This window comes from Flavobacterium xizangense (assembly GCF_054075145.1).
In genome coordinates this window covers 1-19,370 of sequence record NZ_JBSIPG010000004.1, presented here as the reverse complement: position 1 = coordinate 19,370, position 19,370 = coordinate 1, and the positions used below count along the sequence as shown (strand labels likewise).

Sequence of the window (19,370 nt, the reverse complement as noted above, 5' to 3'; positions counted from 1 at the left end):
AAAAAATCGTCTTTTAATTCCATTAAAAAGCCTTAAAGAAATAGCTCTTCAAGGCTTTTTAAAATTTATTATCAGGGATTTTTTAATTCAAATTTAAAATTGCATTAAGTTCAAGAATCGTATTTCCCATCGGAAGTTTTTTGGGCGCTATTATTAATTTCTCTGCTAAGAATGCTGTTGAAATCGGTTTTAAATTTTTAAACAGACCGATTGCATTTAGCACTTTAAATAATTTGACTGAAATTTTTTCTCCCCAGCGATCTGTATTTTCTCTTATTAGTGGTCCAGGTCGAAAAACCAAATATTGCTCAAAATTTAAATCGGCTATAAAATCCTCTAATTTCCCTTTCATTTTAGAATAAAAAACATTGCTTTTGGCCGAAGCGCCATAAGAAGAAACTAATACAAAAGATTTTACGTCATTTTTTCTCGCCATCGTCGCAAATGCAGCTGGAATGTCATAATCAATTTTCCATTGATTTTCTTTTGAACCTGCTACTTTTAACGTAGTGCCAAGACAGGAAAAAAACACATCGCCTTTGATCAAATCTGTAAACTGATTTACTTCTGAAAAATTCACAACATGTTCGGTGAGTTTAGGATGAGATTTTCCTATTGACCTACGTACAAAAATAGAAACCGAAGTGTAATCATTATTATCCAGAAGCTGTTCAACTAATTCTTTTCCTGTTGCGCCCGTTGCTCCAATTACTAATGCTTTCATCGTATAATAAGTTTAAGAAATTAGAATTCTGTTGTTTAAGTCTTAATTTAAGTGAAAAGAAATACAGTTTAAAAATAAGCAAAAAAAAACTGCTTAAAAAGCAGCTTTAAAACCTAAATTTTAATAAAGTAATTTGACATAGTAATTCTTGACCAGGATAATAAAAAAATTCCCCCTTTTTTATTAAATTATCTACTTAATTTGGCGAATAAGCAAACTTAGTCTCGAGATACATTTCTTCAAAATCAATTCCTGAAAAATTTAAAGTTTTTAAAAAGTTTTTGACCTTATTTTTTGCTTGGGAATTAGCTCCTGTATAAAACAATTCGTTTTTAATTTGTTTTTTAACTGTTGGCGGAGCAATTTCAGAATCCACAATATTATGTATTTTGACTATATGCGCTTCAGGCAGCAACGACGCAATTATTTCACCCGAAGATTTCAAATTTAGACTTGGACACAAACATTCTAAACTATAAATTGGATTGTTTGCATGCACTAATATTTTCTCGGTCATATCAGGCAAATCGGATAAAAATACCTGAATATCTTCACGAGGAATAAATAATACCAGCATTTTTGCTTTTGCTGCTTCATTTTTGCTCACTAATTTTACTTTGCCTTCCATCATCTCTACCAAATCCCTTGCGTGGCAATTGTTTTTCGTGTGGCTTATTAAAACCTGATGTCCAGATTTAGCCGCTCTTGCTGCTAATTCCATTGTTGTGCTGCAAACTCCTATAAATCCAATTTTCATATTTTTTTATTTTTTAATCTACTTTGATTTTTGATAAAAACTATTAAATCGTTAAAGTAAACAAGGTTAGCATAACAAATATAAACTTATAATGTAATCGATTGATTAACAACATCGTACCAATAAACCTACATTTTGTAGATTTAAAACTACAAACTAAAAATTCTGAATTATGTTTGCTATGTTTGTGTATACAAATCTGATCGCACAAATGACGTTATCCCCTGCTTTTCGTTATTGTTGGTTTTTACTGCTTCTAACTGCAGTGAAAGGTTTTTGTCAGGAAAACTACTCCTTCAGATGGTATACTGCAGATAATAATGAATTACCGCAAAGCAGTATAAAAGCAATAGTTCCGGATAAGTATAATTTTATTTGGATGACGACCGAAAATGGCTTGGTCAGATACGATGGAAATAGTTTTGCCGCTTTCAATTCATCAAATACAAACTTAGAAGGAAGTCGTTTTACTGATATTTTTGGGAGTATTGAAAAAGACAGCTTGCTTTGTTATAATCAAGGCAAAAAAGAACTGGCCTTAATTAACAACCGAAAAATAAAGATCTTCAAAAAGAAACCGCCACTTTCCAATATTACCAGAAAAGGCCAACACTCTTACTTTCACGATGGACTTCCTTCGTATCTATCGATTGATCCTTCTCAGCAATTTTGCTTCAAACTTCCAAACGAGAAGATATTTTTCATGGATTCCGAAGAAGTTGAACTTTGCGATGCAAAAATGAGAAGTATTTATAAGATTCCGTATTTAAATAGTAATGTCTTTAACTTTTTTGCAATCGGAAATGACTTGTTTTACCTTAAAAATGATGGAACATATGACTGTTTTTCTAAAAACGGAAAGAGTTCAGGAAAATTGGATTCAGGAATTTTTAAAACACCCCATAAGATTTACTGGAACATTACAACGGGGCAGGTTTTTCTTTCTTTCAAAAATAAAATTTATCTTTTAAAAGATCAGAATAATAAACTTTCTACAGAGTTTATTATACAATTTAAAGAATTTGAAAACAGCAATATTGTCTCCATTTATTATGATCGTCTCAATCAAAAATTATATTTAGGAAGTAATACAAACGGCTTGTGTATTGTAAGCTTTCCAGCCTTTACTTCAGTAAAAAAAGAGAACTACAAAACTGAAGTTTATTATGCAGCTCATGCCTTTAGCGACAGCACAATTATAACGTCCAGCGGACGGATATTCAGCAACAAAAAATTCAAGGACAGTATTCCTTTTCCAAAAACCGTTTTTTTAGATGAAAAGGTGAACATTGAACTAGATGATGCTAAAAACATATGGATTTCAAGACTCTGGAACGTTTTGTGCTATTTAAAAAGTGCTGATTATAAAAAATATCTCACTTATCAATTTGGTCAAAATCCGAAGGCCATTTTCAAAGATGATCAAAATACGATCTGGGTTAGTTTAGGTAATACTGAATTTAAAAAGGCGAAGTTGTATTCAATCAAAAACGGAAAAATTTCACTTGTTGCCATTTTTAAAAACAATATCAATTACATTACCCAATATGACAGTGAAACGCTACTGTTAGGAACAGAAAAAGGAGTCTTTAAATTTAATAAAAACCACCGAAAACTTGCATTTGTAAAAAACTCAGAAAATATAAATATCAGAAGTATTTTTATCGATAGTGAGAAAAAAATCTGGTTTACCACTTATGAAAAAGGCTTTTTTTTATATGCTGACAACAAGGTTCATTCTTTTCCTACTGATGAGGACAATTATTTAAATGCATCGCATTGCATTGTAGAAGACAAAAAAGGTTTTTTTTGGATTCCTACCAATAAAGGACTTTTTCAGGTTTCAAGAAAAACGTTGCTTAAATATAGTAACAATAAAACCAATGCTATCTACTATCATCAATACAACAAATCGGATGGTTTTTTAACCAATGAATTCAATGGAGGATGCGAGCCAAATAGTAATTTTCTTAAAAATAATACTATTGCTTTGCCCTCGATAAATAGTTTCGTTTTTTTTAATCCGTATAAAGTTGTGCCGTTGCTTCCTGGTAAAGAACTTTTTATAGACCGTGTAATTGTGGACCAAAAAGTAATTCCGCTACAAGAAAAGATTATACTTCCTAACAATTTTCAAAGGGTCAGCATCTTAATTGCTTATCCTTACTATGGAAATCCAGAAAATTTACATATTGAAGCAAAATTGGACAAAACCCCAAATAGCCGCTGGGAACGAATCAAAAATGAGAGATCAATATCGTTTACTACTTTACCTCCGGGGGAATATAAATTAATGATAAGAAGTCTGTCAGGATTTGATTCGCAATATGTCTACAAAAAAATACTGCTTAAAGTTCCTGCCAAATTTTATCAAACACCTTGGTTTACGTTCTTGACTTATCTTTTATTTATTGCATTTGTAATTTTCATTTGGTATGTACGATTGTATTATATTAAACGAAAAAACATAAAATTACAGCAGGTTATAGATGAAAAAACAAAGAAACTAGCTACGACAGTAAAAAAACTGCAGAAAACAAAAAACAATTTAAAACAAGAAATCAAACAACAAGAAACCTTAGTAAAAAGCATCAGCCATGATATTAAAAGTCCTTTAAAATTCCTGACAAATTCTATTAGTCATTTATTTGAAAATGAAACAATTCAAGATGATGCAAAACTAAAAAAACATGTAGGAACAATCAAAATGTCGACTACACAACTTTATGAATATGTTGAAAATTTAATCAAATATTCCTCCATTTTTATTGAAGGAAAAAAACTTGAAGAGGAGTCTTATTCGTTATATGAACTGATTGAAGAAAAAATTGACATTTTTGAAAAAATTGCCGAAGCTGAAAATATAGAAATCATAAATAGCGTAGATAAAAAGCTTCGTATCAGAACAAATAAAAAAGCATTGTCAATAATTGTTCATAATTTGGTGGATAATGCTTTAAAGAATACACAAAATGGCCATGTAGAATTATTTTCGGGAACTAAAGAAAATAAACTAATGCTCACAATTATTGATAACGGAAGAGGAATGAGCAAAGAACTAATTGATTATTATATGGATTTTTACAAAAACCCAATTGTCAAAAATTATCATCTTGGCCTGCATATGATTATTGAGCTTCTTTTAATTATTGAAGGAAATATCAACATCACAAGTACACTTAATCAAGGAACGGCAATTGAAATAATTGTTGAATACAACTAATATTCAAAAGTTTTGAAAAGATTGATCAGTTCGACCAAATTTGTAATTTTAAGTTTTTCAAAAAGTCTGGCTTTATAAGTACTTACGGTTGACATATGTATATTAAGCATATTTGAAATCTCAAGATTTCCGTTGCCATTTATTAGCATTTCGGCAATTTGGAGTTCTCTTTTAGAAAGACTTTCCAGTGGATTTTTAGTTTTTTTGCTTATTCTTGTTTTCAATAATTTATTTACAAGTTCGGAAGATACATATGTAGATGTTTCAAAAATCGAATTTATTGCAAATATCATTTTTTCTTCGCTGCAGAGTTTGTTCAGATATCCATTTGCGCCAGCAGAAATATATTGTAAAGCATATTGATCTTCTTCATGAGCTGAAAAAACCAAAATTTTCACACCCGACTGGATTGCTTTAATATCACTAATCATCCCGGTATTTTTTCCACCCGGAATATTGATGTCCAAAATCACTAAACAAATTGGTTTTTCTCTTAAAATTGCAAGCGCTTCAAAGAAATTTTCAGCATGCGAAATTTCTACATTTTCGATTTGTTTTTCCAAAACCATCGAAACTCCATTTCGTACCACCAAATGATCATCAACTATTAAAATTTGCTTCATAAAAAGAAAAAGAATTAGTGTCAAATTAACACACAATTTTTTAAACAATTAAATTTTTAACGAAAAACTTTTTAGCAGAATAAAAGCACAAAAAAAGGAATAGTAAATTCACTATTCCTTTTTTCTATTTTTAAAAAATCAACTTTAAAAAGTCACAAGTTTCACTCCTAAAGTAAACCATCTTGAAGGCAACGGCACCGCACCAACTTCATAATAAGTAGCATTAAAGATGTTTTGGGCGTCTAAAAAAATCGTAAATTTATGAATCGACTGACTTACTCTAAAATCATTTATCCAATAAGAAGGGCCTGTAATTCTTTCGTTAAAACGTGTTGCAAATAAAATAGAAAAATCTTTGTATTGATAATCTATGGTATTCGTAATCTGATGTTTTAAAGAAGATATAAGATACTTTGAATAGATTTCTGTACGTGAACTTTTAAATTCTGAATCCAAATACGTGTAGGCTAAAAGAATATTCAATCTGGAATCTTTAGAGAAATCAAATCTGTAAGTACCACGCAAATTTATTCCGTTTGTATTTAGATCTCCCGTATTCTGACTTTGCCAAGGAATTGTAGTGGAATTACGCATCCAATCGATGTAATTATCGATTTTTCTGTAGAAATAATTCGCATTCAAACCCAACGCTTTTTTATTGTATTTGAAGCCAATTTCGCTCTGAAAAGCATTTTCTGAATCTAAATCCGGATTTCCGATATTTCCAGTTTGTTTCAAATATAAATCTGTAAACGATGGAATCCTTTGACTTGTTCCAACATTCCCAATAATTTTAAATTCATTTGTAATGGCATAACTTGCGTCTATTCCTGGATAAATCTGCCATTTATAATCTGAATTATAATTCAGATAAGTTCCTAAATTAATGTCTAATTTTTCGAAGAAACTGGTTCTGTATTCAGCATACAATCCGACATTTTCGCGATCATGATCTCCTATGTTTGACGAATGAATATCTTCATTTCTGAACTCAGCTCCAAAACCAATTTCACCTTTAGATAATTTTACAGTAGAATTCAATTCTGCGGCAATTGAATTGGTATAATGCTGGCTTCTTCCAACGGCCAAATTTGAGTTTCCTAAATAACGATAATCGTCGTAATTGTATCTGTAAGTAACTCTTGGCATAATTTTCCAGCTATCTGTAATCGAATGTTTTGACTGAATATTAGCAAAAGTCGTTTGTACTATTTCTGTCGAATTTTTATCGCCGGGTGCAGCGTAAAACCCGTTTGCGCCAAATCCGTTGTTGATGTAACCCACAGAACCTAAAATTTCGTTCTTATCATTAATCTCAACATTTCCCTGATAGAAAATTTTATTGTTCTCAAATGCCGTATTATAACGATATCCATTGCTTTTATCGTGCGAAGCGAAAATTAAATGCTGTTGTTTTTCTTTCCCTAAAACAGCGCCTGCCTGAATTCCGGTTCCATAAAATGTATCTCCGGTATCCTGGGTATCTTTTTCGAAATTAGAACCGGCATAAGTGCTTACTAAAAATCCAGAATCTTTTGGCTTTTTGGTAATAATATTGATCGCTCCGGTTAAACTATTAATTCCGTAGGTTCTTGCAGCTGGCCCGCGAACGACTTCAATTCTTTCAATAACTTCCACCGGAAGAGGTAGATTCAGCATATTATGCGCAGTCTGAGAATCGATTACTTTTGCTCCATTTAAAAGAACTACGGTTTGCTCAAAACTTCCACCATCAACGCTGATATCAGCCTGTGTTCCAAACGGACCTCTTTGTCTTATATCGACTCCGTTGGCATATTGCAATACCTCCTGAAGTGTTCGCCCCGGAAGTTTTTTAATGGTTTCACTTGAAATGATGTACACATTTCTGTTTTGCTTAGAAATAGGTGTACTAAAACGGTTTTCATTTATGAGAACTTCATCCATTTCATTAATGGAATCTTTCTTTGTTTGTGCGTAAAAATTGCTACAAATTACTGTTAAAACAGCAATATAGAGTTTTTTCATTTTGGCTTACTTTTTTTTGCAAAAGTAACACCTTATTGTTCCAACCAAACTATATTTCTCATGATTATTTTTTTGCCACTCCCAATAGCTATAGGGATAAAAAGATTTTATGCTTGTGATTAATATTTTCAGGCAGATTTTGCAGATTCTAGCAGATTTATTTAAATTTTATAATCTGTTTTGATCTGCTTAAATCTGCAAAATCTGCGTGAAACAAGAAATCTTTTTTAATCCTTTTATCCCGATAGCCATCGGGAGTGGCTAATATTATTTATTAATTTGTCTCCAGATTTTAGCACTAAAATCGTCTTTGTACATTAATCTGTTTGTCCTTGTTGGATTTACGCGATTGGTTAGAATAATTAAAAATCGGTTTGTATTTCTATTCATAAAGAAAAAAGTTCCTGTAAAACCCGTATGTCCAAAATCGTCTTTTGTAAAAAATTCGTCCGGTTTTCTTTTATCAAAACCTAAACCTCTATAAACTCCCACTTTTGCAAGCGGAGAATCTGTAAACTCTTTTACTACTTTGGCTTTTAAAATTTGTTTTCCTTTATAATTACCATTGTTCATGAGCATTTTACAGATAACAGCAATCGATTCTGCGTTGGCAAACAAACCTGCATTTCCAGAAACACCGCCAAAAATTGCCGCTGCCTCATCGTGCACATAACCTTTAACGGTATCTTTTCTGAAAAAATTATCTACTTCAGTTGGCATTACATTTTCGATCGAAGTCCATTTTAAAGGATTATATCCAATTTTTGAAATTCCCAATTCTTTATAAATTTCATTTGTGAACTGATCGAGTTTTTTTCCTGTTTTAGTTTCAATCATTTGTTTCACCAAAAGCAGATTTAAATCGCTGTACAGGTATTTCCCTCTCGGATTTGTATTTGCCTTCGCCATTCTTTCATAAACCGATGGATAAAATTCTGGATTCAGCCACATGTTTTTATAAATCTGAACCCAATTTTCCTTTGGCTCAAAAACAAGATATTTTGAATCGTAAACAATGTTTTTGTTCACAAACATATTATCAAACTGCTCAGGATATTGCTCTGATTTTTGATTGCTCAAAAATGGCGAATTATCTGGCGTAGAAAGCAATGCCTGATAAAAAGTAATACTTGGTGTTAATCCTGAAGTATGTGTTAACAGCTCAAAAAGCGTTAAATCCGAAATTGCTGTGTTTTTGTACATCGGAACAATTTGACCTACTTGATCTGTAAGTTTAATTTTTTCATCTCCAACCAAACGCATTGCTACAAGCGTTGCTCCTAAAACCTTAGACATCGAAGCCAGATCGAAAACATCGTCTGTTTTTACTACTTGTTTTTTAGTATAATCGTGATAACCGTAGTTTTTGGTTATCAGATTAAAATCACCTGTACCTACGATAATTTGCGCTCCCGGAAAAAAACCTTTTTCAAGCGCATTTGTCATCATCGAATCGATGTAAACTTCATTTCGTTCTAAACCAAATGATTGTTTTGAGTTTTCCTGAGAATAGCCATTTATTCCTAAAAAAATCAAAAAAAACATTATAATTTTGATACCAATATTTTTCATAGCTATGGATTAATTTTTAAGTCCTGTGCTGCCATTAAAGGCTCATTATTAGTTCCTGTAATCTGTATTCTAACCGCTTTTACAGGCTGTTGTGGATAAATCGATGCATTTCCGTAATCGAAATTATCGCCTTTTATAAAATCTGTTCCGTTATACGAATATTCTACATAACCATTATTAATAATAAATCTCGGGTGATGCGGAATTCCAGTTAAAACATCTATTTTAGAAGAAGTTACAGGATTAGTAAAAGTATACAAAATCCAGTCGCCGTCTTTACATGCAACATCAGTACGTAAATAGGTTTCTTCGTTATAATCCTGCAAATTCGAAATTGGAAACTTCGGATTTTCTGGCATCGACGAAGTAACTTTAACTTCTGGTTCCTGATATGGCGAACAATTGAATTTTACATTTGCAGCCGACTTTTTCTCTTCTTTAGTTTCAACCGTAAAATCTAATCTATAGGTGTTTTTTTCATTATAATTTTCAATTAGAAATCTCAAACGAGGTTTTGATTTTAATGCTTTTTCGTCTGCGTAAGTCTGAACTAATTTATCGTTTTCAAAAAGCGAAACATTTTTGATTGTTCCGTTTGCTCCGTCATCCGTTGGATTAAAAGTCAGATACCAGATACCCTTTTTATCAACATGTTCTGAAATATTTTCAGAAATAGTCAAGACTTCTGTTTTTGATGTATTCCAATTGGCGACAGGCAGTTTTTCAGCTTTCACTGCAGGACTTGCCGAAGTTTCATTAAAGAAAACTCTAAACAGATAATGTTCGTAATCTTTGGTCTGAATCGGTCCTGTATATAATGGCGATTGTCTAGTTGGCTCATTTCCGTCTTTGTCAAATCGCACGACTGCTCCTTCATAAGGCGGCGTTACCGTAATTATACCGTTTTTATAAATTGCCGTTGGAGGAAAATCTCTGAAAGCGATTCCCATATCTGCCAATCTTTTTAAATGGCTGTTGGTTAATCTTCCATAAAAATCATCCCAGTTTTTATCTTCTTTTTTAGACCATCCAATTTCAGACAACGCACTAATTCTCGGATAACTTTGGTATTCCATAATTCTCGTGGGGCGATCTAAATATTCGCTCCATAAAGCACCTTGAACTCCAATTATATTTTTTTGTTCTTCAGGCGTTAAATCAGCATCAGGAATTGGTTCGAATGAATAGGCTCTTTTTGTATCAGTGATTGCAGCCCAACGATGACCACGTTCTGTTTCAGATTGCGCCATATCAAAATACAGAAACTGTCCCGGCATCATGATGGTTTTATATCCTTTTTTTGCCGATTCAATTCCGTAACTAATTCCCTGCCAAGCAGAAATAAGTGTATTTGGATCAATTTCGCCACCTTTCAATATTTCATTCCAGCCGTCTGTTTTTTTATGGTATTTATCTACAATTTTTTGAACTCTTCTAAAGAAATAATTCTGCAACTGAAAACTATCCGTAAATCCTTCTTTTGCCATCAAAGCTTGACATTTTGGGCAATGTTCCCAATTGGCACGATTGACTTCGTCTCCCGCAACATGAATATATTCAAAAGGAAATAATCCTGAAACTTCTCTAATAATTGAATCTAAAAGATCATAATTTTCTTCGCGTCCTACGCACCAAACATTTTTCACTTCGCCCTGAACACTTTTTAGTTCCTGACTTATATCGCATCCAATTTCTGGATACGAAGCCGTTACAGCACGTGAATGTCCCGGAATTTCGATTTCTGGCATAACCGAAATACCACGATCTGTTGCATAAGCCACAACTTCTTTAATATCTTCTTGTGTGTAAAAACCTCCGTAACGTTTATCTCCTGAACCGTAAGATGGCAGCAAAACTTCACCTGGGCCTCTCCAAGCGCCTTTTAGGGTTAAATCAGGCATCGATTTGATTTCGATTCTCCAGCCGTTATCGTCAGTCAAATGCCAATGAAAAACATTCATTTTGTGTGCCGCAAGCCAGTCGATATAATTCTTAACCGTTTGCTTATCAAAAAATTGTCTTGAACAATCAAGCATCATGCCGCGCCAGTCAAAACGGGGATAATCTTCTATTTTTACAAAAGGAAGAGTTCCTTTTTTAACTTCTTTTGCAGAACAAATTTGCAGTAAAGTCTGAAATCCATTTAAAACACCTTTATCCGTTTTTCCTTTTACAAAAATTCCTTTTTGGTTTATTTCTAACTGATAACCTTCATTTGGAAGATCCAATTTCCTATCGACTAGAAATGAAATATTATTTTTTCCGTGTTTTTTACCAATCGAAACAATTGGATTAACTCCTGTATTTTTTGAAAAACCTGCTGTAATATAATCTGCACTGTTTTTTAGTTTCTTGTCTACCATTATTTTTAATGGTGAAGGAAAAACAAATTGTCCAGAACTTTGCTGAACGGATACAGGTTTTGGAATTATGTCTAATTTTTGGGCTTGTACAAAACTAAGCGAACTTAGAAATATGGCTAGTAGAAGAATATTTTTTTTCATTTCTTTTTATATTTTATTTTCTTGAAAATTCAATCGGACTGCTTTCTGTCTGGGTTTGACTTAAAGAGGTGAGCGCATAAACGTAGTTTTCCAAATCTGGATTTGGAATTTCTAGTTTTAGAGCTGTTGTCACATAATAAATAGTCGAAGGATTTGAAAAATCAGTTATTTTTCCTTTTGGAAATCTGTAAATCACATATTTTTTGTCATTTAAAGCCGCCTTCCATGTTAAAACTGCTTTGTCACCTTTTTTAGCAATCACTGCATTTGTCGGTGGTTCTGGTTTTAATCTTGTAATTCTGTTTGCTTCTGGAGTTAGCGCTAAGTATTTATATTCTTTTTGAAGAAGAGGTTTTCTAAGCGTATCTCCTTTTTTTAGAAAATTAGAAGCTGTAAAATGCATCGAGCCTTCAATTTGAGGCATCTTACGAATCATTTCAATCTGCTTCACGATTTGATCAGGGCTTCTCCATTCTGGTTCTTTAGCAGTATTCGAAATTTTATAATCGCCATGACCAACATATACATTTGCTCCATATTTGTGCTCTGCCCACCATTTTGCGAGAACTTCAAAATTGGCGCGGTCAAAACCAATGTGCCAATATATTTGAGGTGTTACGTAGTCGATCCAGTTTTCTTTTTGCCATTTTAAGATATTCGCATACAAATCATCATAATTAGTAGCTCCGGCAACAGTTTTAGAACCTTCAGAATCCTTGGCAATATTTCTCCATACTCCAAAAGGCGAAATTCCGAATTCAACTTCTGGTTTATTGGCAATAATAGTATCTCTGATTTGTTTGATGATTAAATCGACATTGTCTCTTCTCCAATCGTCTTTGTCTTTAAACTGACGAGGTTCTTTCGCAAATGCTTTATCATCAGGAAATTCCTGTCCTGCAATTTTATATGGATAAAAATAATCATCCATGTGAACGGCTTGAATATCGTATTTACGAACAATTTCGCCTACAACAGAAGCAACAAAATCTCTGGTTTCTTTTAAACCCGGATTAAAATATCTGGTTTTTCCGTACGTCAGGAAAAGGTCAGGTCTTTTGAAATATAAATGATTTTTTGAAAGTACATCTCTAACAGTATCTTTTTGCACACGATACGGATTAAGCCAAACATGAACGTTCATTCCGCGTTTTCCTGCTTCATCAATCATCATCTGTAACGGATCAAAACCTGGCGCAACACCTTGAATTCCTGTTATCCAATGTGATGCTGGTTCTTTTGTCGATTTGTAATATGCATCGGCTGTTGGTCGGATTTGAAAAATGACAGTGTTAAGATTATAAGAACGTAGATTATCCAAAATAGCAATCATTTCGTTCTTCATTTCTTTATCTGACAAACCTGGTTTAGACGGCCAGTCGATATTTTCTACAGTAGAAATCCAAGCTGCACGCATTTCTCTTTTTGGAGATTGCTGACTGAAAAGTTTCGTTTGAAACAGCAATATTAAGATTATGATTTTTAGGCTTTTCATAAGGTTATATTTTTGGTTCGTTTTTGATAATCATCCTAACAGGTTTTCAAAACCTGTTAGGTTTCTAATTAATTTCTACAAAGTTATAATTAGATTTCAATTTGATTCCTCTATAAATACCTAACAGGTTTTGAAAACCTGTTAGGATAACCAATGTTTATTCCAACAAATAAATTCCGCCTTCGATCAGTGATGCCCAAACTTGCCCTTTATCATCAACCGTAAAGCCATTCACACTTGAACTTCCCAAATTAATTTGTTTTATAATTTCAAATTTAGCAGCATTTACAATCATCACTTCTCCTTTTCGGCTTCCTATGTATATTTTATTGTTCTTTTCTAATATTCCCGCAGGGTTATGTTCGTATCCCCATTTTAAATCCAAGACTTTACTTTGGTTCACAAAACTTTCTTCTGTCAATTCAATAGCATCATTAAGTGGTACTCTTATAAGTTCTCCATCCATTGTTTTGCCATAAAACCATTTTCCATCCTGACTTTTACCCATTGATTCTCTAATTTTCCATTTCTGAGTTCTTAAAAGCGTTTTACCCGTTTCAATATCTAAAATGGTTAAGAAACGCTGTGGAGTAACAAAATAAAGTCGGCTTTTTGATGCAACCATATTAACATTTCCAGCAGAATAAAGAATTTGTTTATCATTGCCATTGTTCCATTTCCAAATCAAATTTCCTGTGTTTTTGTCCAAACAATATACATACGAATCCCAAACTCCAAAAATTATTTTATCGCCTTGTATTAATGGAGTTCCCTGTGAATAAGATGTTGGTAAATTATTTTGCCAGATCACTTTGCCAGTCACAGCATCTGCACAAATAAACGCTGTCGAACTTGCTGTATAAACTCTATTGTTTTCTGCAATTGGTGAACCTACCAAAACGCCGCCTACAGGAATAGTCCATTTTTGTTTTCCCGATTGTGTGTCAAAACCTTGCAGATTTCCTTCAATAGTACCAATAACTAAATTGTTTTTTACAATTATTGGTGAAAAATAAATCGAATTCCCTGTTTCAGTTTTCCAGTTCGTACTTTTATTTTTCAGATTAACCGATTTAATTTCTCCAATTGAATTAGTAAAATAAACATTCTTTTTATCAAATGCAGGAAGGCTGTAAATAGAGGCAATATCTTTTAAGAAAGGAGATTGTATTGTCAAACTATCTTTTGGGATTGTAATTTTAGAAGGTTTTGACGGAACTGAAAATCTAAAAACTCCCGGTTTGTCGATTTCTTTTTGATAAATGCTGATGCTGTCTTTACTGATAATTAATTCATTATAACTTTTTGTTTTTCCATCAAGCGAAGTTATCGAAGTTCCCATTAAACCGCTCAAACCTGAGAAATCATATTTTCTTAAAGTGTGACCGTGACCGCAAAAAGTGGCAACCGTTGGATATTTTTCTAAAACAGAAAGTACTTCTTTATAATTGCTCACACTGTTATCTAAAGGGTAATGGGCAAAATTCAGCACTTTTTTATTCGTATTTTTAAGATTGTCTTTTAAAGTTTTGTCAAGCCAAAGCACATCTTCGTGTTTGACAAAACCATCGCCCATTTTCATATAAGGTCCGCACGGAAATCCGATGAAAACATAATCTCCTTTTGAAAATACAAATCGATCTTCGCCAAATATTTTTTTATAAGTTAAACCGGCACTTTCACTCCAGTTCGTTTCGTGATTTCCTGAAACTACATAATAAGGTTTTTTCAATTTAGCAAGTATCGAATGTACTTGTTTTAATTCATCATCAGCACCACGATTAGTTAAATCGCCTGTTACAACTACAAATTCATTGTCAGAATTATTAATTTCTTTTACGATATTCTGCAGTAAAAAGTCATTATCATTTCCAACTGAAACATGCAGGTCAGTAAGCTGGACAAACTTTATGTTTTCTGATTTTTCTGCATTTTGAGAGAAACCGGAAGCGACTATAAAAAGCAATAATATTCTTAAAACTAGATTTTTCATTGTTGTTGTTTTTATTTATTGAACCTTCTTTTAATTCCTTAATCTGTTGCTATCATTATTGGCTAAAAAATACCTAACAGGTTTGTGACAACCTGTTAGGATTGGTAACCAACCAAAATTTATGTACCGCTTATTTGAATCTACAAAATCGCAACACACAATCTCTTTATATAGTATGTTTTCATTTTAAGATGAAAAACTTATTTTAAACAATCTCTTAATATTGTAACCGGATGCATTGCTTTTCTGTTTGTTCCGTCAAAAATTTGATGGCGACAACTTGTTCCCGCAGCGGCAATTGCTGTTGTTGGCTCTGTTGCACGAATTTTTGGAAACAAAGTGTCCTCACCCATCTGCATGCTGATTTCGTAATGCTCTTTTTCATAACCAAATGAACCCGCCATTCCGCAACAGCCCGAATTGTAAATTGTAACCGTATTGTTTTTTGGAACATTCAACATCACAAAAGAAGCTTCAACGGTGCTTAACGACTTTTGATGACAATGTCCATGAATTTTTATCGTTTTTTCTATACCCGAAAATTGTCCGGAATGAATTTTTCCGGCTGTAATTTCTCTTTTGAAAAATTCCTCAACCGTAAACGTATTTTTAGCTAATTTCTCAGCACTTTCTTTATCACCAGCTAATCGTAAATATTCGTCTCTAAAGGTTAATATAGCCGATGGTTCGATGCCTATTAATGGAATTTCTTCGGAAATTAAATCTTTGAAAATATTCACATTTTTATTAGCTATTTCCTGTGCTTCTTCCAGGAAACCTTTTGATATGAAAGCTCTTCCGCTTTCTTCATGATCTGTAATAATAACTTCGTAACCTAAAGCGGTCAATAATTCGTAGGCATCAATTCCGATTGAAACATCATAATAATTGGTAAATTCATCACAAAAAAGATATACTTTTCCGTTTTTAAAAGAATTGGTTTCCGCCGATTTCTTATTTTTTTCATACCATTTTTTAAAGGTTTTTGGTGCCAAAAGCGGTACTTGTCTTTTAGGAGCAATTCCCATACTTTTTTTAACCAGAGACAGATTGGCCAAAAAATTGGTCATTGATGGCACAATGCTTCCCAACTTATTCAATTTTGAATTGAAAGCAAATATTTTGTTGCGAATAGAAAATCCGTTTGCTTTTTGATATTGATATAAAAATTCAGCTTTTAAAGTCGCTACATCCACATTGCTCGGACATTCGCTTGCGCAGGCTTTACAGCTTACACACAATTCAAAAACCTTATATAATTCTTCGTGATCGAATTTATTTTCTTTTTCCGAATGTGTCAGATATTCTCTTAAGGCATTCGCGCGAGCACGCGTAGTATCTTTTTCGTTTCGGGTGGCACGATAACTCGGACATAAAGTTCCGCCCGCCGAAGGCAATTTACGGCAATCACCAGAACCATTGCATTTTTCAGCAGCACGCAAAACCCCTAAACTATCAGAGAAATCCTGGATCGTTTTTATTTCAGGTTCAATTCTCCCTGCTTCAAAACGAAGGTTTTCATCCATTTTAGAAGCATTTACAATTTTCCCAACATTCAAAATGGTATTAGGATCAAATGCTTTTTTAACTCGTTTTAGCAGTTCGTAATTTTTATCTCCAATCATAAATGACAGAAACTCTCCTCTTAAAATTCCGTCACCATGTTCACCGCTCAATGAACCTCTATATTTTTTTACCAGATGCGCTACTTCAGTAGATAGATTTCTAAACTGATGTAAGCCTTCTTTTGTTTTTAAATTTATCTTCGGACGCAAATGCAGCTCTCCTGCTCCGGCATGGGCGTAGTAAATCGCGCTTTGTCCGTGTCTTTCCATCATTGCCGCAAAATCAGCGATATAATTAGGAAGATCGCTTAATTCAACCGCTGTATCTTCAATAGAATCAGCAGCTTTGTCATCGCCTACAATACTTCCTAAAAGTCCCAGACCTGCTTTTCGAACTTCATTAACTTTATCAATATCGGCTCCGTAAATTTTAGGCAATGCATATCCAAAATTATTATCCGTCAGCTCTTTAATCAAAGCATCGGCTTGTAATTCGGCATCTTCCATGCTAATATATGATCCCACTTCAAGCATAATAACAGCTTTAGGTTCGCCAACAATAAAAAATCGGTTTTTAGCTTGTTCTCTATTAGTTTTGGTACAATCTAAAATTGTATCGTCCATCATTTCGCAAGTGTACAAATGATGTTTCATTGCTGTAACGACTGCTTCTAAACTTTCCTGAATAGTATGAAAGTGCGCCACAACCATAATATTATTAGTTGGTGGCAAATCATCTACTTTCAAAGTAATTTCGGTGGTAAATGCTAGAGTTCCTTCGCTTCCGCAAAGTAATTTCCCTAAATTGATTGTATCTTCTGTGCCCGAAAAAAGTTTTGATTTCAGTAAAACATCAATTGCATAACCTGTATTTCTTCTGTGAATTTCGGGTTTTGGAAATTCTTTTAGGATTTCTTCCTGATTTTCTTTGTTCGAAAGCTCTTCGTAAATTGTTTTATAAATTTTACTTTCTAAAGAATCTCCTTTTGTTTTCTCTATAAATTCTTCAGAAGTTAAATCTTTAAAAACTGCAATACTTCCGTCACTTAAAACTGCTTTTATCTCTACAATTTTATCTCTGGTAACGCCATAGCGAATTGAAGTTGTTCCTGAAGAATTATTTCCAACCATTCCGCCAATCATACATCTATTTGTAGTTGAAGTTGTTGGCGCAAAAAACAATCCGTGCGGTTTTAAAAACAAATTCAATTCATCGCGAATTACTCCGGGTTGTACCGTAATGGTTTTCTTTTGGGCATCAAAAGAAACAATCTTGGTAAAATGTTTAGAAACGTCTACAATAATTCCGTTACCAACTGTCTGTCCCGCCAAAGAAGTTCCTGCTGTCCTTGGTGTTATTGAAATATTATTTTCTGAAGCAAATCGAATGATTTTTACAATATCATCTTCGGTTTTAGGAATAGCAACAGCTTCTGGCATAATTCTATAAGCAGAAGCATCTGTGGCATACAGTTTTTTATGAAGTTCATCATAAAAAAGTGTTCCTTCTAAGGAATCAGATAATTGTTGTAATTGAATTAAATCAGGCATTATAAGGTTGTATTGCTTTTGGGTGTTAATTTGAAAAAGTCGATATTGATTGTATAATTTAAAACCTGACGGTCCCGAAGTCTCGAGATTAAAATGCCATCAGGTTCTTTCATACAAGCATACTAATTAATAATCAAAACGTTTGAAAGCTTCGATAGCTTCATATTCTGCCAAACCTAGTTCATCATACAGGATTGCTGTGTTTTTGTTTCGGTCTTCGGCCCTAACCCAGAATTCTCTTGAATCATTTCCTTGGAACATAACTCGGTCTTTTTGAGATTGGTGATACAAGATCGCATGACGTTTCAACAATACTTCTGATGGAGAAAGCGGCACTGCCATGTCAATTTCGTGGATATCCCATTCGTGCCAAGCGCCTCTGTACAGCCAAAGCCAGCAGTCATCCATATACTTTTCTGGTTTCAGCTCTTTCATGGCTGCAAAAATCGCGTTCAGACACACTTCATGTGTTCCGTGCGGATCTGCAAGATCTCCTGCTGCAAAAACCTGATGCGGTTTTATTCTGGCGATGATTTCTTTTACAATAGCAATATCTTCCGGTCCCAGCGGATTCTTCTTGACCTGTCCTGTTTCATAAAACGGAAGATCCAAAAAATGCGTGTTTTCATCTTTTAGTCCGATGTATCTTGTTGCTGCGTAAGATTCCCTTCTTCTGATCAATCCTTTTAGTTTTCGAACTTCCAAAGAATCGATCTGATTTTCTGATTTGTTGTTCAAAAACTCGATAACCGATTTGAAGTTGATGTCTTTTGGAAGATTTTCTCCTGCAAAGTCATTACAAACTTCAGCAAACTTCAATGCTTCGTCATCAGTAACCGCTATATTTCCAGAAGTCTGATATACAACATGCACATCATGTCCTTGTTTGATCAATTTGGAGAAAGTTCCTCCCATCGAAATCACATCATCATCTGGATGTGGACTGAAAAGAATCACTCTTTTCTTGGCTGGATTGGCTCTTTCCGGACGATGCGAATCATCTGTATTCGGCTTTCCGCCAGGCCATCCTGTAATGGTGTGCTGCAGGACGTTGAACATGTTGATGTTCAAATCATAAGCAGAACCTTCCTGCGCCAGAAGATCAGACATTCCGTTGTTGTTGTAATCACGGTCTGTAAGTTTTAAGATCGATTGTTTCGTTTTTTGGCACAACCAAACAATTGCTTTGCTTTTTAATTCCTGAGTCCAGATGCATTCTCCAACCAACCAAGGCGTTTTGAAACGTGTCAGCTCAGAAGCTGCTGACTGATCCAATACGAAAGTTGCATTTGGATGATTCTGCAAAAATGTGGCAGGAACTTCAGAACTGATATCGCCCTGAATTGTTCTCTTTAT

The 19,370-nt window shown here is 33.7% G+C and carries 11 protein-coding genes; 1 reads left to right on the top strand and 10 read right to left on the bottom strand.

The features are described 5' to 3' along the window. Window positions 1-82: 82 nt before the first annotated feature. Complete coding sequence (locus tag ACWA1B_RS11720) at window positions 83-724, bottom strand: NAD(P)H-binding protein (protein ID WP_456907065.1); 642 nt, start codon at window positions 722-724, stop codon at window positions 83-85. Window positions 725-920: 196 nt separating this feature from the next. Then, the gene (locus tag ACWA1B_RS11715) at window positions 921-1,481 is read right to left on the bottom strand and encodes an NAD(P)-binding domain-containing protein (RefSeq protein ID WP_456907063.1); all 561 of its coding nucleotides are present in this window, start codon (window positions 1,479-1,481) and stop codon (window positions 921-923) included. A gap of 172 nt (window positions 1,482-1,653) precedes the next feature. On the opposite strand from ACWA1B_RS11715, the gene ACWA1B_RS11710 reads away from it, so the two are divergent. Beyond that, window positions 1,654-4,704 carry a sensor histidine kinase gene (locus ACWA1B_RS11710; RefSeq protein ID WP_456907061.1) on the top strand — a complete coding sequence of 1,017 codons (3,051 nt, stop codon included), beginning with the start codon at window positions 1,654-1,656 and terminating at the stop codon, window positions 4,702-4,704. On the opposite strand, the gene ACWA1B_RS11705 is transcribed toward ACWA1B_RS11710, so the two are convergent. From ACWA1B_RS11705 to ACWA1B_RS11670, 8 genes are all read right to left on the bottom strand, one after another. Further along, window positions 4,701-5,327: a response regulator gene (locus ACWA1B_RS11705; protein ID WP_456907059.1), complete on the bottom strand. Its 627-nt coding sequence runs from the start codon at window positions 5,325-5,327 to the stop codon at window positions 4,701-4,703. The genes ACWA1B_RS11710 and ACWA1B_RS11705 overlap by 4 nt on opposite strands. 144 nt (window positions 5,328-5,471) lie before the next feature. Beyond that, window positions 5,472-7,334: a TonB-dependent receptor plug domain-containing protein gene (locus tag ACWA1B_RS11700; RefSeq protein ID WP_456907057.1), complete on the bottom strand. Its 1,863-nt coding sequence runs from the start codon at window positions 7,332-7,334 to the stop codon at window positions 5,472-5,474. 267 nt (window positions 7,335-7,601) lie between these two features. Next, a complete protein-coding gene (locus ACWA1B_RS11695; RefSeq protein WP_456907055.1) occupies window positions 7,602-8,906 on the bottom strand; it encodes a serine hydrolase domain-containing protein in 1,305 nt (434 codons plus the stop codon). Between the two features lie 2 nt (window positions 8,907-8,908). Continuing rightward, window positions 8,909-11,410, bottom strand: a complete 2,502-nt coding sequence (locus ACWA1B_RS11690; protein WP_456907053.1) for a beta-N-acetylhexosaminidase — start codon at window positions 11,408-11,410, stop codon at window positions 8,909-8,911. A 13-nt stretch (window positions 11,411-11,423) separates the two neighbouring features. Next, a complete protein-coding gene (locus tag ACWA1B_RS11685) occupies window positions 11,424-12,905 on the bottom strand; it encodes a glycoside hydrolase family 10 protein (protein WP_456907050.1) in 1,482 nt (493 codons plus the stop codon). 157 nt (window positions 12,906-13,062) lie between these two features. Then, window positions 13,063-14,898: an outer membrane protein assembly factor BamB family protein gene (locus ACWA1B_RS11680; protein WP_456907048.1), complete on the bottom strand. Its 1,836-nt coding sequence runs from the start codon at window positions 14,896-14,898 to the stop codon at window positions 13,063-13,065. 200 nt (window positions 14,899-15,098) lie between these two features. Next, window positions 15,099-18,014 (bottom strand): FAD-binding and (Fe-S)-binding domain-containing protein, encoded by a 2,916-nt coding sequence (locus tag ACWA1B_RS11675; RefSeq protein WP_456907046.1) that lies wholly within the window; start codon window positions 18,012-18,014, stop codon window positions 15,099-15,101. Between the two features lie 126 nt (window positions 18,015-18,140). Beyond that, window positions 18,141-19,370, bottom strand: a 1,230-nt coding sequence (locus ACWA1B_RS11670) for a PIG-L family deacetylase (RefSeq protein WP_456907044.1), incomplete at its 5' end; no start/stop codon positions are given.